We start from the raw sequence: 19,859 nt of genomic DNA, 5'->3' as shown, positions 1-19,859 counted from the left end.
TTCGGGGCTTTTTTGCTTATAAAGATGAGGTTTAGAATTTTAAATTTTTGAGTGAAATAATTAGCTTTAAAAAACTTTCATTAAGGTCCTGATCGTAATCAATATTAAATATTTTTACTCCATTTTTTAAAGATCGTTCTCGTTTCTGTGTATCCAAAAATTGCGTTTTAGCTAAACCTTCATCTCCTCCAAAGAAATCTATCGACTTAAAATGTTGAATACCATTATATTCAATTGCTACATTTAATTCTTTAATAAAAATATCAAATCTTTGTCCCTGCAACCATTTAGGAGAATGTTGACTTATAATGGTATAATTTGGGAATTCTTTCGTCACAAGCTGAAGTAAATGCTTTTCCATAACATAACTACCAACTTCATCAAATCCTTTTTGTTGCCGAATATGATTTTCTAAACTTCGATAGTTATTTTTCAGACGAGAATAAAAAATCTTTTTAACCTCATCAGAACTATATATTTTCTTGTCCCAATCTATATATTGTCTACTGTAGTTATTATTTATAACTAACATATCTCCTAAAAGAGTGTACGAAATTTTATCAACTTTAGTATTACTGCGTAGATAATCCAAGCAAAAGAATTCTTCAATTTCCTCTAAATTCAATTGATCTAAAAATTCTAAAAATAATTCATCCTTAATTATTGTCTTAGTGCTAAATGCTAAACTCCTTATAAGGCTATGAATAATCTTTTCGGTTTTTAAATTCTCTTTTTTGAAAAGAATATATGTTAGATATTTTCTTGGTGAAACCAATCCTTCACTCAAAATTTTGTCTATCTTTTCTTTCCTTGTCCAGAACTTCACATTTCGATAGTGACTTAAAATAAAGTTATTTTTATTAAACCATTCGTTTTCTGAAAATGAAAATTCAACTGCGTTTACAAATCTTTTAAATTCCTCTTCAGTTTTAAATTTTGTGATAATTTCGGAAAAATAATGAAGAATAACTCCAGATTTTTTTATATCTGTTTCCCCATAAATCTTGTGATTATTTGGTAATGCAAAACACATAACCCAATTCATTCCATTCCCAATTCTGATAATGTCTGAACAAGGATAAGCAGATTTATCTCCGATTAAATAATTAAGTTCGTTATAATTTATTAATTCAAATTCTTTACTAATTCCATCTTGAAAAACAATTCTATTATTTTCATTTATCTCTTTAAGAAGTCTTTTCTCATTTGCATATTGAGGCCTTTTTGAACGATGGATTTTCTTTAAATCTATTTCAAAATTATTTTGATATGATTTTTCAATAAGATTTTCAATATCAAGTTTTAGAGTATTACTACTTGTAGGTTTTTGTTTCTTCATTTTAGTTTTAAAATATTTCCCGTCAAATTCAAAAATAAAAATATTCTATTGGAAAGGAATGTTTGTACAGTAAATTTTGGCTAAAGCCATTGGAATTTTCAATTTTCAAAACGGGCTAAAGCCCGTTTCTACTGAATTAATTAACAAAAAAAGACAGACCTCAAAAGTCTGTCTTCAAAAATATATCGTCGTATTTTTTATTCTACATTGACTACCTTTTCAATTTCAGGAGCGTGCTGTTTGATTGTGTTTTCCACGCCTAATTTTAGGGTAGAAAAATTGAGAGAACAACCAGAACAGTTTCCTAAAAGTTTTACAAAAACTGTATTATCTTTCACATCCAGAAGCTCAATATCACCACCGTCTTTATTCAAAAACGGACGAATGCTTTCAAGAGCTTCCATTACCTTGGTTACTGTTTGTTCGTGTGCTGTATTTGTCTCCATATTTGGGTTTGGTTTTCAAAAAAGTATTTGAAATTATTTAATTATTTTTTTGGTGAGCAACCTGCCATTGTTGAGATTTTCACTGCTTCCGTCGGAGGAAGAAATTTGTTTCTTTCCAAAAGGCTTTCTACCATTTTTTGGGCAGTTTCAGTATAAATTTCAGCAATTTTAGAATTCTCCTGCAAAGCTGCAGGTCTTCCTACATCTCCTGCTTCTCTGATGCTCTGAATCAAAGGAATTTCTCCTAAAACAGGAATATTCAAATCATCTGCTAAATATTGCGCTCCCTGATTTCCAAAGATATAATATTTATTGTCAGGTAACTCTTCCGGAGTGAAATAGGCCATATTTTCTATCAGTCCGAGAACCGGAATGTTAATACTCTCCATATTAAACATCGCAATTCCTTTTCTAACGTCTGCCAAAGCAACGTGTTGAGGCGTACTTACAATTACCGCACCCGTTACCGGAACTTCCTGAATGATAGACAAATGAATATCACCAGTTCCCGGAGGAAGGTCGATTAACAAAAAGTCTAATTCTCCCCAAGCTGCATCTCTGATCATTTGGTTTAAAGCTTTCGAAGCCATTGGACCTCTCCAGACTACCGCCTGATTAGCTCCCGAAAAATATCCGATGGAAAGCATTTTTACCCCGTAATTTTCGATAGGTTTCATTAAATTTTTCCCGTCGATTTCTACAGAAATTGGTTTCTGACCTTCTGTATCAAACATTGTAGGAACAGATGGTCCGTAAATATCGGCATCTAAAATCCCCACTTTGAAACCCATTTTCGCTAAAGTTACCGCAAGATTGGCAGCAACTGTAGATTTACCTACTCCACCTTTTCCTGATGCAATAGCGATAATATTCTGAATTCCCGGGATTTGTTTTCCTTTGATCTGGCTTAACTGAACTTCGCTTGGTTCAGGAGAAACAATTTTTAATTTAAGATTAATATCTTCCCCGAATTCGCTTGCGAAAGCCTGTTTCATAGCTGCTTCAAGCTTTTTCTTTTCGTGCATTGCAGGTGAATGCGCGGTCATATCTATATAAACATCATTCCCCATCAATTGAAAATTCGACACTAAGTCATCCACTTCAATTTCTTTAAGGAAATCCTGAATCTTTTCTTTCGTCAACATAAAAATATAAATTGACCACAAATTTACGGAAATTTTAGCTATTTAGAATCAATAAACAGACTCATAGATAAATTCTTTTGTAAAGGCAAAATTTGTGTATTTTAGGGCGATTTTAATTTTACACCATGAAAAAAATAATCTTTATCCTTATAGGATTGATTAGTCATCATTTATTTTCACAAAATTATTCACAATACGTTAATCCATTTATCGGAACGGGCGGTCACGGTCATACTTTTCCGGGAGCCATTGTACCTTTCGGGATGGTTCAGCTTTCTCCGGATACGAGAATTGACGGAAGCTGGGACGGTTGCAGCGGTTATCATTATTCCGATTCCGTGATTTACGGATTTTCTCATACGCATTTGAACGGAACAGGAGTTTCAGATTACGGAGACATCATGTTGATGCCAACAATGGGAAAGCCGGGATTGACGCCAAAAGAATATTCATCAAAATTTTCTCATAAAAACGAAAAAGCAACCGCTGGATTTTATTCGGTTAAACTGGATAAACATGACATCGATGTTCGTTTAACCACAACAAAAAGAGTGGGTTATCACGAATATAAATTTAACAAATCCGGAACAGCGAACATTATTTTAGATTTAAATCACAGAGACAAATTGCTGGAAGGTGAAGTGAAAATCATTGATGATAAAACGATTGAAGTTTTCCGAAGAAGTGAAGCTTGGGCAACGAATCAATATATTTATGCAAGAATTGAGTTTTCAAAACCGATGAAAATATCAGCTCAGAATTTCAATGGGAAAAATGAAAACAAAACTTTTTCGGGAACTAAATTAGCCTTAGCTTTTAGTTCAGCAGTTAAAAAAGGAGAAAAAATTAGCGTTAAAGTAGCAATTTCTCCGACTGGTTACGAAGGGGCAGGAAAAAATATGCTGGCTGAAGGTAAATCGAATGATTTTAACGAAATTCAAGCTCAAGCTGATGCCGACTGGAATAAAGAACTGTCAAAAATTGAAGTTAAATCTTCTGATAAAGATAAACTGACTATCTTCTACACGGCAATGTATCACGTTTTCACACAACCGAATATCAACATGGATGTTGACGGAAAATACCGTGGCAGAGACAACAAATTTTACATGGCGAAAGATTTCGGATATTATTCTGTGTTTTCGCTTTGGGACACATTTCGTGGAGCACATCCTTTAATGACTTTAATCGACAGAAAAAGAACGGCAGATTTCGTGAATACTTTCATCAAACAGCGTGAGCAGGGCGGAAGAATTCCGGTTTGGGAACTGGCTTCCAACGAAACTGAGTGTATGATCGGTTATCACGGTGTTTCCGTTATTGCAGATGCGATGGCAAAAGGAATTACAGGTTTTGATTATGAAAAAGCTTTTGAAGCCTCAAAAAATTCGGCGATGCAGGATATTTTCGGATTAAATGTCTACAAACAGAAAAATTATATCAGCATTGATGATGAGCATGAAAGTGTTTCTAAAACTTTGGAATACGCTTATGACGATTGGTGTATCGCACAAATGGCGAAGATTTTAAACAAGAAAGACGATTATGAATATTTCATGAAACGTTCTCAAAACTGGAAAAACCTATACAATTCAAACAACGGTTTTATGCAGGCCAGAAAAAACGGAAACTGGTACGAAGCGTTTGATCCGAATGAAGTCAACAATAATTATACTGAAGGAAATTCCTGGCATTACTCCTACTCTGTTCAGCAGGATATTCCGGGATTAATTCAGGCGCATGGCGGAAAAGAAAAATTCGAAAAGTTTATTGATGCCATTTTCGCCGCTTCCGATAAAACGACGGGAAGAGAACAGGTGGATATCACCGGTTTGATGGGACAATATGCACAAGGAAATGAACCGAGTCATCACATCGCTTATCTGTATAATTTTGTTGATAAACCTCAAAAAACAGAAGAAAAAATCAAATATATTCTTGATAATTTCTACAAAAATGCTCCGGATGGTTTGATCGGAAATGAAGATTGCGGACAAATGAGCGCATGGTATATTTTAAGTTCGATGGGAATCTACTCCGTTACTCCCGGAAAACCTGAATGGGAAACGGTAACGCCTTATTTTGATGAAGTAAAACTGCATTTGGAAGACGGAACGACAAGAATTATTACTAAAAACACTCCGAAAAGTGAACTTAAAAAGTTAGGCTTTGAAAATGTAAAACCTATGAAAGATTTAAAATATGCGGAACAGACTGCTTCTCCGGTAATCGCTGCAGACCGATTGTTTGATTTTTCTACTCAGGTAAGAATCATGCCTTTAAACGAGAAAGATAAAGTCTACTACATGACTTTAGATGAAGATGATAAAAATGTGCGAAAAACGTTTAAAGTCTACAAAGAACCTTTTACCATCAGTAAAACCACGGTTGTTTCGACTTATGCGGAAAGGAATGGCGAGAAAAGCGGAATTACCACATCCAATTTCAACAGGCGACCTAATCATTGGGATGTAACAATTAATGCAACAGTAAATCCACAATATACAGCAGGTGGAAAACTGGCGATTATTGATGGAATTAACGGAGACGTGAACTGGAGAAAAGGTGAATGGCAAGGCTACCAAGGACAAACCGTAGAAGCAATTATCGATTTTAAATCACCTCAACCCATCAGTGAAATTTCCTCAACCTACTTACAGGACAGCAGAGCTTGGATTTTAATGCCTAAAAAAGTAGAATATTACGCTTCAATGGACGGAAAAACATTTGTTCTTCTGAAAACATTAGAAAACGACATCAATGCAAAAGATGAAACAGTTCAGGTGAAAGATTTCAGAACGACTGTTCTTCCTACTGAAGCAAGATATTTAAAAGTAAAAGCCTACCACTTTGGAAAACTTCCGGAATGGCATCAGGGTGCAGGTGGAGATGCTTATATTTTTGTGGATGAAATTTCTGTAAAATAGAATTTTAAACTTCAAATAATGAAACCTCTTTCGATTGGAAGAGGTTTTTTGTTTTATAACTAGTGTCGAGTTCTAATAAATTAATAAATAAAGTTTTCTAACCATCATTATTCTCATATGTTGAGATTCCTGTGGAATGACAAATACAATGTAAAAATTAAATTTTACTGCGAATATTAAACAGATTATTTTTTATTTATATCCACAAAACCAAAACAATTAAGTTTTTTACATTTTAATGTAAATAATATCAATTCATTCTCTCCGACCAATTCAATTCCTTTGGCAATTCTTTATCAGAAAATTCAATATGAATAACTCTTCTTTTCTTTCCGTTGGTTGTGCGGTTTGAACCATGAAGAAGCAAAGGTTTCATAATCATAATTCCGCCTTTTTCTACGTTGCAGATCTTTTCGGTTTCAACATTCCAGTCGATGGTTTCAGGTCTGTAAATTCCTTTTGCATGAGATTTTGGAACAACTTTTAAAGCACCGTTATTTTCATCGGTATCATCTAAATGAATTCTGATGGTAAAAATATTTTCAAGAATATCTAGAGGAGGTTGCACCGCAAACTGGTTCTGTTTGGTCGTCCAAGGTGCGAAGTTTTCCAGCTCGACTTTTTTATCAACAGAAATTGTCAAATCCTGATGATAGGCAACATACCAATTGGATTTTTCAGGTTTATCAAAGTAAATACTTTTGACTGTAAAATAGTTTTCACCAAAAATTTCTTTGATGATTGTTTTTAAATTTTCATTAAAAATCAAATCTTTAACTTCAGGAATTTCCTTTAAAAACTGACGGATTGCAAAAAGATCTTCCGATTTTCTGAAGGTTTCTTTTGACGTGTCTATATTTTGAATGACTTCACTTATTTTTTCAATTTCATTAGCTGAAAATATACTGTTGATTACTGTGAACCCGTTTTCTGTAATTGAGTTTTTATGGTTTTGTAAATTCATTTTGTATGTTTTATTGAATCTATTTTAAACGCAAGGTTCGCAAAAATTTCTTTTTAAATAATTGAGAATATTTTTTGTTCGCAAAGGCGTTCTACTCAGTAAAGTAATACAATTATTATCATTTTGGAGAAGTTTTATCATAAGAAATAAAAAGATTGGTGTCTAGATTCTTTATGAATGACAAATCTGGAGGATATTTCCGATTTTCAAATTGATAACTATTGCCATAGCCCCGATTGTAATGAAAATCCTTTTTTGCAAAAAAAGATTGCAATGAAAAGCGGGAAATAGCTCCTAAAAAATAAATATCAGCTTTTTGATATACTTAAATTGTTATTAAAAATAAATGGTCAATAACAAATTTAAAAATTCACTATTGACCATTCACTAACTTTAGTTAAATTGATATTTTAAAGATCTCCGCCATGATTATCAAGCTGCCCTTCCCATTTTGAAACGGCGGAAGTTGCCAAAGCATTTCCAAGAACGTTGGTCATACTTCTTGCCATATCACAGAAGTGATCGATTGGTAAAATTAAGGCAATTCCTTCCGGTGGAATTCCAAACATTGAACAAGTTGCCACGATGATTACTAAAGAAGCTCTTGGAACTCCGGCAATTCCTTTTGAAGTTAACATCAAAACCAAAAGCATGGTGATTTGTTGCCCAACTGACATTTCAATTCCGTAAATCTGTGCGATAAAAATTGATGCAAACGTCATGTACATCATACTTCCATCCAGATTAAAAGAATATCCTAAAGGTAAAATAAATGACACTACTCTATTGTTACACCCGAATCTTTCTAATTCCTCCACCAATTTCGGAAAAACTGCTTCTGAACTTGTTGTAGAAAAAGCGATCAACAAAGGTGATTTTATTCTTCTTAATAATTCGAAAAGACGGTTTCCTAAGATCAAATAACCTACAATTAATAAAACAAGCCACAAAACGCCAATTGCAAAGAAAAAATCTCGAAGATAAATAGCATACACTTTAAATATTTCAAAACCATTGGTCGCAACAACCGCTGCAATTGCACCTAAAACACCAAGCGGAGCAAACCACATAATGTAACCCACCATTTTCAAAATAGCATGAGCAATAATATCGAATAATTTGATGACAGGTTGAGCATATTCATCCCCTAAATTTGCCAAAGCAACTCCAAACATAATGGAAAAGACTACAATCTGAAGCACTTCATTGGTTGCAAAAGCTTCAAAAATACTTTTGGGGATAATATGTTTTACAAAATCTTCCAAAGAAAAACCTTTGCTGGATTTTAAAAGTTCATCTGCAGAAGCGGCATCCTGAATCGGAAGTTTGGTAACATGGCCCGGTTCAAGCCAGTTCACCAAAATTAAACCGATAAAAAGAGAAACCAAAGATGCAGAAATAAACCAAAGCATGGCTTTAGATCCTACTCTTCCAATCATTTTGATGTCGCTCATTTTGGCAATTCCCACGACTAATGTTGTAAAAACCAAAGGCGCAATAATCATCTGAACGAGCCTGATGAAAACTGTTCCCAGAAGTTTTATATTTTGAGAGAATCCTTTTGCGCTGTCGGGATATTGAAGATGTACAAATCCTCCTATTGCAACACCGAGAATTAAAGCAATGATAATTGCAAAAAATAGTTTATTCTGTCCTTTCATATCTATTATCAATTGCCACAAATATAATGTTTTTCAATTATTATAAATTATAGCATAAAACATCATTTAAAATCGGGTCTAATAAAAAATTGCAGCCATAATCTGAGTCATACAATATTAAATAAATGTTATCGCATTTGTATTTTGGTATAAAATTTATTGTTACATTTGAGTCTAACAAAAACATTAAATAAAATCAATTATGAGAAAAACAATCACAATGTCTGCTTTGGCTTTAGCAGTATCATTTGGGGCAATTTCATGCAAAAAGAAAGTTTCTGATGCAGAATTGCAAACTTCAGCCACTACAATTGTAGCAGCAAATCCAAGCGCAACTGTTGAAATAAAAGAAGGTGTTGCCCATTTAGGCGGAACATTTGCAACACAGGCTGAAAAAGATGCAGCTATAAAATCTCTTAAAGAAATCAAAGGTGTAAAAGATGTGCATGATATGGCAACTGTAGAAACAGCTCCACCTCCACCACCGATAGAAACTGCATCAGCTGTAGATCCTATGGTTCAGCAAAAAGTACAGGATGCTGTAAAAGATTTCCCAACAGTAAAAGTTGAAACAGTAAACGGAGAATTAACGCTTACAGGAAATGTTTCTTCAGCACAGGCTAGAAAAATTAAAGAATCTGTGGATGCTTTAAAAGTTGGAAAATATAACAATAAATTAGTAGTAAAATAATCAGACATGAGCACATTACAGGATAAATATTCAAGTGTAGTTTCTGCTGCTCAGTCTGCAGGAGTTTCAAATCTACAAGTACAGGAGCAGGACGGAATTCTTTACGTTTCCGGAAATGCATCAAACACCGCTGCAAAAGATGCAGTCTGGAATGCATTAGGAGCAATAGATTCTACATATTCGGCTTCAGACATCAATATCGATGTGCAGGTTGCAGGTCTTGCTGCGGGTGCAAATCTTACAGTTGCTACTGAAGATTCAAATTTAAATATCAGACAAGAGCCTTCTACTGAAGCAGCTGTTGTAGGAAAAGCCTCTAAAGGTGCATCAGTAACTTTAGTTGAGCAAACTTCTGATGATTGGTGGAAAGTAAAAACTGCCGACGGACAGGAAGGTTACGCTTATTCAAGGTATTTGAAAGCTTAATTTTAAATGAAATAATTTAAATATGAACATCTCCATTTTGGGGATGTTTTTGTTTTAAATCTTTCTCAGTTTTTGAATCTTCAGACAAGTCACATTTTATTAATAAATTAGCCAAAATTTTCATCTATGAACTTTCGATATTCATTTTTACTGTTTTTGCTTTTCATCTTTGGAAATGCGCAGACGCAGCCACAAGACAGTTATGTAAAAGATAATTTCACCAAGCAGGAATTTTATATTCCTATGCGTGACGGAACGAAACTTTTTACGGCTGTTTATATTCCAAAAGATATTTCCAAAAAGCAGAAATATCCTTTTCTGATGCAGAGAACCTGCTACAGCATTGTGCCTTACGGAGAAAATGAATACCGCAAAAGTCTCGGCCCGAATAAATATCTGATGAATGAAAAATATATTTTTGTCTATCAGGATGTTCGCGGAAGATACATGAGCGAAGGAACTTTCACCAATATGACGCCGCAGGTTGAAAGAAAAACTAAAAAAGATGTCGACGAAAGCACAGATACGTATGATACGATAGAATATTTAGTTAAAAACATTAAAAACAATAACGGAAAAGTAGGGCAATACGGAACTTCTTATCCGGGATTTTATACCGCTGTAGGAACTTTGGCGCAACATCCGGCTTTGGTGGCTTCGTCTCCCCAAGCTCCGATTTCAGATTTCTGGAATGATGATTTCCTGCATAACGGAAGATTTATGTTGGCTTATTTTAGAACCTTCCCCGTTTTTGGAGTTCAGAAAACAAAACCCGAAAATAAAGCGTGGTATTCGGATTCTATGATAAAAGCAAGTTCTGAAGACGGTTTGAAATTTTACCGGGATATGGGAACTTTAAAAGAGGGTTACGAGAAATATTACAAAAATAATTTTTTCATGACCGAGATTATGAATCATCCGAATTATGATGAATTCTGGCAGAAAAGAGGTTTGCTGAAACATCTTAAAAATATCAATCATGCGGTAATGACCGTTGGTGGATGGTTTGATGCCGAAGATCTTTCAGGACCTTTAAATATTTACAAAACCATTGAAAAGACGAGTCCGAAAGCCAAAAACACCATCGTGATGGGGCCGTTTTCTCACGGGGGATGGGGACGTGAAGAAGGAAAACATTTCCACAATCAGATTTATTTTGGAGACAGTATTGCGACGTATTACCAAAAAAATATTGAAACTAAATTTTTTAATCATTATTTAAAAGAAAATACCAAACAGGATGCAGGTTTACCCGAAGCTTTAATGTATGATACCGGAGCAAAGCAATGGAGAGAATTTGCAACGTATCCGCCAAAAGAAGCGAAAAAAGTAAACTTTTATTTAGCCAAAGGAACTTTAAAAAATTCGTCAGGACAAGGTTTATCAGAATATTACAGTGACCCGAATAATCCGGTTTTAAGCTCCGATAATCTGAAAGATTTTAACGGATTTACCCCAAGAAATTATATGTCCGAAGATCAAAGATTTGCAGTAGGAAGACCAGACGTTTTGACCTTTACAACAGATGTTTTAACAGAAGACATGACTTTTGCAGGAGAAATTATGGCGAAATTAAATATTGCTTCAACTTCCACAGATGCTGATTTTGCAGTGAAATTAATTGATGTTTACCCTGAAGATTTTAAGCCAGCCGAAAAGAAAGATGACGTGATCTACGGAAATTATCATCAGATGGTAAGAAGTGAAATGATGCCGGCAAGATTCAGAAATTCAAGAGAAAAAGGAGAAGCTTTGATTCCGAATCAAAAAACTGCTGTTACTTTCAGGTTGCAGGATGTTGTTCATACATTTAAAAAAGGACATAAAATTCAGATACAGATTTCGTCAACCTGGTTTCCGTTATTTGCGGTTAATCCGCAGAAGTTTATGGAGAATCCTAATTTTGCTACGAAAGATGATTATACCAAAGCGTTCATCAAAGTTTTTGAAGACTCGGCGATTGAGGCTGAGGTTTTGAAATAAAATTTGAAAAGCTGTTCGGTTTTGGACAGCTTTTTTGTTTTTTCTCTCGCAGATTTTGCAGATGACGCAGATTTTCAAATTATTTTCTGCAACTTGTATTTTCAGTTATCAAAATAATCAACAGCTAGTTTGCATCCTGAAAGGATCTAAGCGAAGTTAAGTACGCATGTTGAGATGCTTTCAGCATGACAAAATGCTTTAATAATTAAGAATCATTCTTCAATTGTTCTGAAAGTCAGATTCACACGAGGAGTTTTCACTTTTATAGTGGGTGGAAGTCTGTGAAGCCAGTTTTTCTGAGTTGTTCCTTTCATAACCAATAAACTTCCGTTTTCCAGAGAAATATCAATTCTTTCTTTAGAGACTTTATGTTTAAAAGAGAATTTTCTTTCGGCTCCGAAAGTGAGGGATGCGATTGCGCCGTGTTTTTTTAAATCTTTTTCGCCGTCACTGTGATACGCCATTCCTTCGCTTCCGTCATGGTATAAATTTAAAAGACAGGAGTTGTATGTTTCTCCTGAAACCTCTTCACATTTTTGTTTTAAAGCTAGTAATTCCGGAGTCCATAGCTTTGCGTGTTTCGTGCGGTTGGAATAGGTATATTCAAATTCTTTTTCGCCAAACCATGCTACTTTTCTTTTGGTATAAATAAGTTTTCCAAAAATAACCGCCTCATCATTTTCCCACGGAATTTTGTTGAATAAATACTGGTAATATTTTTCGCATTCAGCGTCAGAAAATATCTTTCCGTGATATTCTGTGATTCCATCTTTGGGAAGAATATTAATGGGAAATTCTTGTATTTCGTTGAAAAGGTTATCCATTTTTTTAAATTTAAACTAAAATTAAACACAAATATCACCAATATTTTTCACTAATAAACACCAAAGAAATTTGTGAAAATCTGTTTAATCTGTGGGAGAAATTATTTACAGTAAGTTAGAATCATCAGAATAAATCTTCGCACTTTCCCAACCGATTATTAACTGTTTTCTGTCGCTTCCCCACATATAACCGCCAATTTTTCCTGAAGACTGTATTACCCGATGACAGGGAATTAAATAGGCAACAGGATTGCTTCCAATCGCTGTCCCGACCGCTCTTGAAGCTTTAGGATTTCCAATTTCATGAGCTAAATTTCCGTAAGTTGACAGTTTTCCTAATGGAATTTTCAATAAACTTTCCCAAACCTTCAACTGAAAATCTGTCCCTTTTAAATGAAGTTTTACCGTATTAAGTTTCGACCAGTCTTTATCAAAAATGGACAAAACATTTTGTTGATAATCATCCTTTCTTTCAATAAAAAATGCATTGGGAAATCTACTGTGTAAATCTCTCAATGCATTTTCTTTATTTTCTTCGAAAGCCATGTAGCAAATCCCTTTTTCTGTAGATGCTGTGATGATTTTTCCAAAAGGACTTTCGGAGAAACTGTAATTTATTCTTAGATTTTTCCCTCCGTTTTTGTATTCTGCTGGAGACATTCCTTCAATCTTTACAAACAGATCATGTAATCTGCTTGTACTTGAAAGTCCGGTTTCCAAAGCTGCATCAAACAAACTGGCTTTTTCTTCTTTCAGTAAACTTTTTGCATGTTCAAGACTGATGAACTGCAAAAATTTCTTCGGACTTGTTCCTGCCCAATCGGTAAATATTTTCTGAAAATGTGCCGGGCTGAGATTTACTTTTTGGGCCACCTCATCCAAATTCGGCTGAAGCTTGAAATTGCTCTGAATATATTCTATCGCTTTGGCAATTCTCTGATAATCTATCTGATCTTGTGTGGACATTTCAATTTATTTAACCTCACAAATGTCAGAAGAAAAACTGAAAGAAAAAATCCGTTTCCTGCGGAATTTTAGAAACTTTATAAAGTATCTTTTAGCACATAAGTCACATTAGTTTTAATTTAAAATTTTGAAAACATTAAGAACACATTAGAGAAAATCAAAGATTTTCAAAAGCTTATATGTTCTAAATATACAGAGTCAAATTAAAACTTTCTGTGACTGATGTGTTAATTTTTTTACTGTTAAATCAGTTTCTAAATAATTTTAGTCTTTGTTGATGTGATAGTACGCCAACATTTTGTAATATAATTTTGCCGCTAAAAATGCACTTGGTTTGGAGTATGCAGAATCCATTAATTCTACAATATCAAAAGCAACAACATTACATTTTTCGAAAACTTTTCTTAATAATTCTAATGTCGGATACCATTGCAAACCTCCTGGTTCCGGAGTTCCTGTTGATGGAGCAATTGAAGGATCAAAAGCATCCAAATCGATGGTGATGTAGACATTTCCTGAAACTTTTTCCAATACATCATTTACCCAATTCTCATTATTAGCAATTTCGTGAGCGAAAAACACTCTTCCTTCAGGTAAATATTCCACTTCCTCAACATCCATAGAACGGATTCCTACTTGCACCAAATTATGTTTCTGATTCGCTTCAAAAACTGCACATGCGTGATTGGAAGTAGAACCATGGAATTCCGGACGCAAATCTGTGTGAGCATCCAATTGAAGAACCGTTAAATTCTCGAATTTCTCTCCAACCGCACGGATTGAACCGATAGAAACAGAATGTTCACCACCAAAAAGCGTAAATAATTTATCCGTTGCCAAAAGTTCTTTTGTTTTCTGATAAACCGCTTCCGTCATGGCTTCAGGCGTTGAATTTTCAGAAACTTCTCCAGCCATGTAAACTCCCTCAAGATATGGTTCAGTTCCAGTTTCGATGTCGTACAGTTCCATGTTTTCAGAAGCATCTAAAAACAATTCAGGACCTTTATCTGCACCTTTTCCCCAGGTTGAAGTTCCGTCGTAAGGAACCGTTACCAAAACTACTTTTGAATTTTCTAATGAAGCATTTTCTTCAGGAATTCCTGCGTATGTTTTCATGTTTTGTTTCTAATTAAATGATTTTTGCAAAGGTAATGAAAGATGGAAGATGGATGATGGAAGTTGGAAGTTTTTATGCGTGAAAATAATGTTTGATTGATTTTTTTTATTAAAATTTAAGCTCTCTCAGATTTTGGAGATTGTGCAGATTACCCTATGTATCTTATTTCTTTATTAACAAATTCTGTAGATTATAGATTATTAAGCTTCCAACATTACTCTTCAAGCTTCCAGTCAAATTCCCTACCTTTGTGCAAAATTCAAAAATATGCCTTTACAAGCTGTGCTTTTCGATATGGATGGAGTAATTGTTGACACAGAACCACTGCACAGAAAAGCCTATTTCAAAACTTTTGATGAATTAGGAATATACGTTTCGGAAGAGCTTTACAGTTCTTTTACGGGAGCTTCCACAAAAAGAGTTTGTGAAACTTTAATTCAGACTTTTGGACTTTCTCAATCCTTCGAGGAAATCGCTGCGATTAAAAGAGCACATTTCAAAGATCTTTTTTACAACGATGAAGAATTTGATTTAATTCCGGGAGTAAGAAAATTAATCGTGCATTATTTTGAAAATGGGATTAAGCTGATCCTTGCTTCTTCCGCAAGTATGGTCACCATCAACATGGTTTTTGAAAAATTTGAGCTGGAAAAATATTTCAGTGGAAAAATAAGTGGTGCCGATTTGAAAGAATCAAAACCTCATCCCGAAATTTTCCAGCTTGCCGCAAAGATAGCGAATGAGCCTATTGAAAACTGTATGGTTATTGAAGATTCTACCAACGGAATTTTAGCTTCACATCGAGCTGGAATTTTCTGCGCAGCTTATAAAAGTTTACACACGCACAATCAGGATTACAGTTTGGCAAATATTGTAGTTTCTGATTTTTCTGAGCTGGAAATGGATAGAATTTCGATATATTTCAGTTAAATCTGTTCAATTTTTTCTTTAATTTCACTTTTCTCAATACTTTTTAACCTCTGCACGCTTGATATTCGACATTGTGAGTAACAATCGCTACCGTAACAATTGATAATAAAACGAAGATTAAAAAAGTTCCTGACATCATTTTTAGGTTTTGAGCTTTTTTCTGAAACCTGAAATTAAGCCATATTACAGTAGCTGAATAAAGACCAAGAAAGGTAATAAGAGGATTATATCTCATAAAAAGATGATTTTGAGGAAGATCTGACCAACCACTTACTTTTGCCTCCAAAACTATTGGGTTTTCAACGATTTGATATAATAAGAAAACTGAATTTAACAAGAGAAATACACACAATACTTTGTAAAACCGCAAATGCTTTTTAAAGCTTTGAAAAGATTCCAAAAAGATAGCGTAAGAAATAAGAACACAAAGAATGATGACCTCAAAAACCTCAATAGTAACAAAATGTGAAAGTTTTCTGCTCGAACAATATCCTTCATAAGAATAAAAAGATCTCATCCCGTAAAATGATAAAACGGCCATGCTTAAATATCCTGAAATGATAATAAGTAGGATGAAGACTATTCCAAGGGTTTTACGAAATTTTATTTAATAAAAATAATGATGTTTGTCATTAAGGATAATTCTTTTGAATCATTATCTTTAAATACAAAGCTCTCAATATTTGAGAGCCTTTGTAATTTTAATAAACGGCTAAAGCCGGTCATTGGTGATAAAATTTATTTGTAACCCAATAATTTCAAAATATCATCCGGTTCCTGTCTTTCTCTGAAAATCTCATATTGAAACTCACCATTTTCATCTTTCTGAATCAGAATATGTCTCGGTTGAGGCATCAGACAGTGATGAACGCCACCATAACCTCCAATTGTTTCCTGATAAGCTCCGGTATGGAAAAACCCAATGTATAAAGGTTTTGTATCACTGAAAACAGGCAGATAAATCGCATTGGTATGTTGTTCAGAATTATAATAATCATCAGAATCACAGGTCAAACCGCCCAGGAAAACTCTTTCATACGTATCATCCCAACGATTCAGCGGAAGCATGATAAAGTGTCTTGAGATCGCCCAGGTATCAGGAAGCGTTGTCATGAAAGATGAATCGATCATGTTCCATTTTTCTCTGTCGTTCTGACGTTTCTGAGAAATAATTTTATAAATATTGGCTCCGCTTTCTCCAACGGTGAAACTTCCGAATTCTGTGTAAATATTAGGCTCTTCTACTCCTTCTTCTTCACAGAATTTTTTGATTTGAGAAACAATTTCCTCCACCATATATTGATAATCGTAATCAAACTGTAACGAAGTTTTGATTGGGAAACCTCCACCGATGTTCAGTGAATTTACTTCAGGAGCAATTTTCTTCAAACGCGCATAAACACGAAGACATTTATATAATTCATTCCAATAATACGCTGTATCTTTAATACCGGTATTAATGAAAAAATGGAGCATTTTTAGTCTTGCATTTGGATGTTCTGCAATTTTCTGACTGTAATAAGGAATAATATCTTTATACCCGATTCCTAATCTTGAGGTATAAAATTCAAATTTCGGTTCTTCTTCAGATGCAATTCTGATTCCGATGTCGAAAGTTGTGTCGATGCTTTCTGTAAGTTTATCCAGCTCACGGTAATTATCTAAAATCGGCGTGATGTTTTCAAAACCACTGTTAATCATATCTGAAATTTTTGCCAGATAATCATCGGTTTTAAAACCGTTGCAGATTACTTCGATATTTTTATCTACTTTCCCTTCATTATAAAGAGATTTTACGATATCCATGTCGTACGCTGAAGAAGTTTCGATAGAAATATCGTTCTTTAAAGCTTCTTCAATGACAAATTTGAAATGGCTGGATTTTGTACAGTAACAGTATCTGTAGTTTTTTTTGTAATCGATTTTCTCAAAAGCTTCTTTAAACCAGCCTTTTGCTTTCTGAATATTTTGAGAAATCTTCGGGAGGTAACTTACCTTAAGAGGCGTTCCAAACTTCTCAACAACATCCATTAAAGGAATATCATGAAAAGACAAATTGTTCTCAGAAACATTGAATTCTTCCGTTGGAAAATACAATGTCTGATCAATAAGTTCCGAGTATTTTATTTTCATTTTTTGACAAGTGAATTAAGAATGCAAAATTGCTAAAAAAGATTGATTTTTTAATTTAAATTTTTCTTAAAGTTTGATATTATCGTTGTTTTAAAGATTTGGAATCACTTCCTACCCAATTAATTTAACGATACCACATAAAAATCACTATTTCACCTCTTTTTTCCTACAAAAAACAGCAAATTTCCATTAAGATATTCAATAGAAACTTTATCTTCTACAGCCAGATTTCGAGTTAACATATCAGTCGTCATATTCGCATTCAGATTTTCCAGATTCCATTTCAGTCCTTTTGTAGTAATTCTTTCAGCCAATGGGAATGGGTAAAGTGAAACAATCTTATGTTTTACACCACCGATTGAAAAACTTTTAGGAATAAAATAATACTCTGAAAATTCATCAAAAAACTGAATATTCAATTGGTCTTTAAATCCAAAAGCAACCGTAAGATTACCCAGAAAATGGTCCTGTTCACCGCCGCTACCACCGAAAACATCAACGTTTTTAATGCCTTTTTCAAGAATAATCTCTAAAGCTTTATGAAAATCTGTACGGTTCTGATCCGGAGTATGAATAAATTTTTCATGATAAACATTTTCATCCGAACCGGAATGAGAATCAAAATCGCCCGAAATAAAATCTAATGTATTCAAAGGAAAATTAAGCTTCTTCAAATAATGAAAAGCACCATCTGTACAGGCAATCATATTATAAATTTCCAAATCGGGAAAAGATTCTGGAGCGTCTCCGTTGATGAAAAGTAATGCTTTATCTTTCATTTGGATTCCAGTATTCTTCAGGCTCATTATTGATTTTTGAAATATATCTTGCCAATACAAAAAGATAATCCGAAAGTCGGTTTAAATATTTAATTAATTCAGGACGCACTTCCTCAGATTCATTTAAAAAAACAAGAGAACGCTCTGCTCTTCTGCAGATTGTACGTGCTGCATGTAGAAAAGTAGCAGATTTACCACCACCCGGAAGTATAAAGTATTGAAGCGGATCTAATTTTTCTTCAAAAGCATCCATCCAGTTTTCCAGCTCTTCAATTTCAGTATCAGAAATTATTAGAGAAAGACGTGATTTTCCGTTCGCCAACATTAGTTTATCAACCGGAGTTGCCGCTTCAGAACCCACTGTAAACAAATCAAACTGAATTTTTTTCAGCTGTTTTGAAACTTCTTCATCATTGATATGACTTTTTGAAATTCCGATAAAAGAATTCAGCTCATCAATATTCCCGTAGCTTTCCACTCTTGCGCTGGCTTTAGAAACACGAGTTCCGCCGTAAAGTGCAGTTTGACCTTTGTCTCCTGTTTTGGTGTAAATTTTCATAACACTAAATTACTTTTTTAAAACTTTGCCGACAAATGTTTAGATAAGTTTAAAATCATACGAATATTTTTCTAATCATTTTTAAATTTGTATCACTGATTAAGCTGATTCTTACAATGATTAAACTTTTATGCAAAGAAATCTGAAATATTTCATAATTTTAAAACACCAATCATTAATCACTAAATATGGCAACAAATCAACAACTCAGCGAATTACTTGCGCTTGATTTAGGAATAAATCTCGTCAACAGAAGACCTTATGCAAAAGAAGTTTTCAAATGGCAGGATATTGATCTTCTTCCTCACTCTTCGGCAGATACATTGCTTTGCGAAATTTACGAATGGAACGGCAGAAACTGGCGAACAACCAATAACAATCTCATCGGTTATCTTTTTTCGGGACAGCAACTTACTGATCGTAAAAATCAACTGATGAATGTGACCAAACATCCTGCGCTCATTCCTGATTTTGAGTTTACAAAAGACAGTATGATTGAATACGGTTTGGCTTTACCTTCCTTATTTAACATCGGAGTTAATGGCAATATCAATCAGGCTAAAAATTTTTCTGTAAGAGTAAATGGTGTTACCAAATCGAGAATTACCAATATCGATTCTCCCGGAATTGAAATTCTTCAGAGCTATTCTGCATTTACACAATCAAAATCTAAAACATACCGAAAAAATGTAAAGTTTAATTATCTGAGTACATCATTATTTTATGCTGAAAGTGTAGAAATTTTCTTAGAAAAAGAATCCGGCGTTGGTTTAGATGTAAGTTTCCAGACAACCAATGTGAATGTAGAAGCAAAAGTAGATACCGATACCAAAAAGCATTTCATTTTAAAATATTCAGGAAACCAGACTCCGTTTGCAGCGAAGTTTACGAAAGGAAAAGACTTTGATGTCGATTAAATTTAACCACAAAAGTAACAAAACAATAAAGTTTATTTATTTTGAAATAAAA

At 34.0% G+C, this 19,859-nt stretch carries 18 protein-coding genes; 6 read left to right on the top strand and 12 right to left on the bottom strand.

Annotation, left to right across the window (positions count from 1 at the left end; all coding sequences use genetic code 11):
• Positions 1 to 31 precede the first annotated feature (31 nt).
• The 3 genes from ACOOWA_RS11985 to ACOOWA_RS11975 form a co-directional block, all read right to left on the bottom strand.
• Positions 32 to 1,339: a hypothetical protein gene (locus ACOOWA_RS11985; RefSeq protein WP_421375490.1), complete on the bottom strand. Its 1,308-nt coding sequence runs from the start codon at positions 1,337 to 1,339 to the stop codon at positions 32 to 34.
• Between the two features lie 197 nt (positions 1,340 to 1,536).
• On the bottom strand, positions 1,537 to 1,785 hold the full coding sequence (locus tag ACOOWA_RS11980; protein WP_267264920.1) for a NifU family protein: 249 nt from the start codon (positions 1,783 to 1,785) through the stop codon (positions 1,537 to 1,539).
• Positions 1,786 to 1,826: 41 nt separating this feature from the next.
• On the bottom strand, positions 1,827 to 2,930 hold the full coding sequence (locus ACOOWA_RS11975) for an Mrp/NBP35 family ATP-binding protein (RefSeq protein WP_421375489.1): 1,104 nt from the start codon (positions 2,928 to 2,930) through the stop codon (positions 1,827 to 1,829).
• Between the two features lie 125 nt (positions 2,931 to 3,055).
• Here ACOOWA_RS11975 and ACOOWA_RS11970 point away from each other — a divergent pair, with 125 nt between their 5' ends.
• Positions 3,056 to 5,857: a GH92 family glycosyl hydrolase gene (locus ACOOWA_RS11970; RefSeq protein ID WP_421375488.1), complete on the top strand. Its 2,802-nt coding sequence runs from the start codon at positions 3,056 to 3,058 to the stop codon at positions 5,855 to 5,857.
• Between the two features lie 250 nt (positions 5,858 to 6,107).
• On the opposite strand, the gene ACOOWA_RS11965 is transcribed toward ACOOWA_RS11970, so the two are convergent.
• A complete protein-coding gene (locus ACOOWA_RS11965) occupies positions 6,108 to 6,821 on the bottom strand; it encodes a phytanoyl-CoA dioxygenase family protein (protein ID WP_421375487.1) in 714 nt (237 codons plus the stop codon).
• Between the two features lie 410 nt (positions 6,822 to 7,231).
• Positions 7,232 to 8,482: a dicarboxylate/amino acid:cation symporter gene (locus ACOOWA_RS11960; protein WP_421375486.1), complete on the bottom strand. Its 1,251-nt coding sequence runs from the start codon at positions 8,480 to 8,482 to the stop codon at positions 7,232 to 7,234.
• 202 nt (positions 8,483 to 8,684) lie between these two features.
• Here ACOOWA_RS11960 and ACOOWA_RS11955 point away from each other — a divergent pair, with 202 nt between their 5' ends.
• The 3 genes from ACOOWA_RS11955 (at position 8,685) to ACOOWA_RS11945 (ending at position 11,582) form a co-directional block, all read left to right on the top strand.
• Complete coding sequence (locus ACOOWA_RS11955; protein ID WP_421375484.1) at positions 8,685 to 9,173, top strand: BON domain-containing protein; 489 nt, start codon at positions 8,685 to 8,687, stop codon at positions 9,171 to 9,173.
• Between the two features lie 6 nt (positions 9,174 to 9,179).
• A complete protein-coding gene (locus ACOOWA_RS11950; RefSeq protein ID WP_421375483.1) occupies positions 9,180 to 9,599 on the top strand; it encodes an SH3 domain-containing protein in 420 nt (139 codons plus the stop codon).
• Positions 9,600 to 9,725: 126 nt separating this feature from the next.
• Positions 9,726 to 11,582, top strand: a complete 1,857-nt coding sequence (locus ACOOWA_RS11945) for a CocE/NonD family hydrolase (RefSeq protein ID WP_421375482.1) — start codon at positions 9,726 to 9,728, stop codon at positions 11,580 to 11,582.
• A gap of 212 nt (positions 11,583 to 11,794) precedes the next feature.
• Here ACOOWA_RS11945 and ACOOWA_RS11940 read toward each other — a convergent pair whose 3' ends face one another.
• The 3 genes from ACOOWA_RS11940 to speB form a co-directional block, all read right to left on the bottom strand.
• The gene (locus tag ACOOWA_RS11940; protein WP_421375481.1) at positions 11,795 to 12,406 is read right to left on the bottom strand and encodes an alpha-ketoglutarate-dependent dioxygenase AlkB family protein; all 612 of its coding nucleotides are present in this window, start codon (positions 12,404 to 12,406) and stop codon (positions 11,795 to 11,797) included.
• Between the two features lie 105 nt (positions 12,407 to 12,511).
• The gene (locus tag ACOOWA_RS11935; RefSeq protein ID WP_421375480.1) at positions 12,512 to 13,372 is read right to left on the bottom strand and encodes a bifunctional helix-turn-helix domain-containing protein/methylated-DNA--[protein]-cysteine S-methyltransferase; all 861 of its coding nucleotides are present in this window, start codon (positions 13,370 to 13,372) and stop codon (positions 12,512 to 12,514) included.
• A 264-nt stretch (positions 13,373 to 13,636) separates the two neighbouring features.
• Entirely contained in the window at positions 13,637 to 14,488 is an 852-nt protein-coding gene (speB, locus tag ACOOWA_RS11930) for an agmatinase (protein ID WP_421375479.1), read from the bottom strand.
• A 268-nt stretch (positions 14,489 to 14,756) separates the two neighbouring features.
• Here speB and ACOOWA_RS11925 point away from each other — a divergent pair, with 268 nt between their 5' ends.
• Positions 14,757 to 15,419, top strand: coding sequence for an HAD family hydrolase (locus ACOOWA_RS11925; protein WP_421375478.1), 663 nt, complete (start codon positions 14,757 to 14,759; stop codon positions 15,417 to 15,419).
• A 43-nt stretch (positions 15,420 to 15,462) separates the two neighbouring features.
• Here the strand turns inward: ACOOWA_RS11925 and ACOOWA_RS11920 are convergent, their stop codons facing one another.
• The 4 genes from ACOOWA_RS11920 to ACOOWA_RS11905 all read right to left on the bottom strand — a co-directional run bounded on the left by ACOOWA_RS11920 (position 15,463) and on the right by ACOOWA_RS11905 (position 18,890).
• Positions 15,463 to 15,936 carry a hypothetical protein gene (locus tag ACOOWA_RS11920; RefSeq protein WP_421375477.1) on the bottom strand — a complete coding sequence of 158 codons (474 nt, stop codon included), beginning with the start codon at positions 15,934 to 15,936 and terminating at the stop codon, positions 15,463 to 15,465.
• A 221-nt stretch (positions 15,937 to 16,157) separates the two neighbouring features.
• On the bottom strand, positions 16,158 to 17,552 hold the full coding sequence (locus tag ACOOWA_RS11915) for an arginine decarboxylase (protein ID WP_421375476.1): 1,395 nt from the start codon (positions 17,550 to 17,552) through the stop codon (positions 16,158 to 16,160).
• A gap of 152 nt (positions 17,553 to 17,704) precedes the next feature.
• On the bottom strand, positions 17,705 to 18,358 hold the full coding sequence (locus ACOOWA_RS11910) for a thiamine diphosphokinase (RefSeq protein WP_421375474.1): 654 nt from the start codon (positions 18,356 to 18,358) through the stop codon (positions 17,705 to 17,707).
• Complete coding sequence (locus tag ACOOWA_RS11905; RefSeq protein WP_421375473.1) at positions 18,321 to 18,890, bottom strand: cob(I)yrinic acid a,c-diamide adenosyltransferase; 570 nt, start codon at positions 18,888 to 18,890, stop codon at positions 18,321 to 18,323. The genes ACOOWA_RS11910 and ACOOWA_RS11905 overlap by 38 nt, the downstream gene beginning before the upstream one ends.
• A 188-nt stretch (positions 18,891 to 19,078) precedes the next feature.
• Here ACOOWA_RS11905 and ACOOWA_RS11900 point away from each other — a divergent pair, with 188 nt between their 5' ends.
• Complete coding sequence (locus ACOOWA_RS11900) at positions 19,079 to 19,807, top strand: hypothetical protein (RefSeq protein WP_421375472.1); 729 nt, start codon at positions 19,079 to 19,081, stop codon at positions 19,805 to 19,807.
• Positions 19,808 to 19,859 lie beyond the last annotated feature (52 nt).

The organism is Chryseobacterium sp. GP-SGM7 (assembly GCF_049166575.1).
In the GTDB taxonomy this organism is placed as follows: Bacteria; Bacteroidota; Bacteroidia; order Flavobacteriales; family Weeksellaceae; genus Chryseobacterium.
Note: the sequence above shows the minus strand (reverse complement) of the source record. Positions and strands in the feature narration are given on the sequence as shown.

Coding starts and splice junctions, on each gene's coding strand:
- speB (WP_421375479.1), bottom strand. CDS start 14,488: ATGAAAACATACGCAGGAATTCCTGAAGAAAATGCTTCATTAGAAAAT.
- ACOOWA_RS11940 (WP_421375481.1), bottom strand. CDS start 12,406: ATGGATAACCTTTTCAACGAAATACAAGAATTTCCCATTAATATTCTT.
- ACOOWA_RS11905 (WP_421375473.1), bottom strand. CDS start 18,890: ATGAAAATTTACACCAAAACAGGAGACAAAGGTCAAACTGCACTTTAC.
- ACOOWA_RS11985 (WP_421375490.1), bottom strand. CDS start 1,339: ATGAAGAAACAAAAACCTACAAGTAGTAATACTCTAAAACTTGATATT.
- ACOOWA_RS11945 (WP_421375482.1), top strand. CDS start 9,726: ATGAACTTTCGATATTCATTTTTACTGTTTTTGCTTTTCATCTTTGGA.
- ACOOWA_RS11915 (WP_421375476.1), bottom strand. CDS start 17,552: ATGAAAATAAAATACTCGGAACTTATTGATCAGACATTGTATTTTCCA.
- ACOOWA_RS11970 (WP_421375488.1), top strand. CDS start 3,056: ATGAAAAAAATAATCTTTATCCTTATAGGATTGATTAGTCATCATTTA.
- ACOOWA_RS11950 (WP_421375483.1), top strand. CDS start 9,180: ATGAGCACATTACAGGATAAATATTCAAGTGTAGTTTCTGCTGCTCAG.
- ACOOWA_RS11910 (WP_421375474.1), bottom strand. CDS start 18,358: ATGAGCCTGAAGAATACTGGAATCCAAATGAAAGATAAAGCATTACTT.
- ACOOWA_RS11920 (WP_421375477.1), bottom strand. CDS start 15,936: ATGAGATCTTTTTATTCTTATGAAGGATATTGTTCGAGCAGAAAACTT.
- ACOOWA_RS11975 (WP_421375489.1), bottom strand. CDS start 2,930: ATGTTGACGAAAGAAAAGATTCAGGATTTCCTTAAAGAAATTGAAGTG.
- ACOOWA_RS11960 (WP_421375486.1), bottom strand. CDS start 8,482: ATGAAAGGACAGAATAAACTATTTTTTGCAATTATCATTGCTTTAATT.
- ACOOWA_RS11925 (WP_421375478.1), top strand. CDS start 14,757: ATGCCTTTACAAGCTGTGCTTTTCGATATGGATGGAGTAATTGTTGAC.
- ACOOWA_RS11955 (WP_421375484.1), top strand. CDS start 8,685: ATGAGAAAAACAATCACAATGTCTGCTTTGGCTTTAGCAGTATCATTT.
- ACOOWA_RS11965 (WP_421375487.1), bottom strand. CDS start 6,821: ATGAATTTACAAAACCATAAAAACTCAATTACAGAAAACGGGTTCACA.
- ACOOWA_RS11900 (WP_421375472.1), top strand. CDS start 19,079: ATGGCAACAAATCAACAACTCAGCGAATTACTTGCGCTTGATTTAGGA.
- ACOOWA_RS11980 (WP_267264920.1), bottom strand. CDS start 1,785: ATGGAGACAAATACAGCACACGAACAAACAGTAACCAAGGTAATGGAA.
- ACOOWA_RS11935 (WP_421375480.1), bottom strand. CDS start 13,372: ATGTCCACACAAGATCAGATAGATTATCAGAGAATTGCCAAAGCGATA.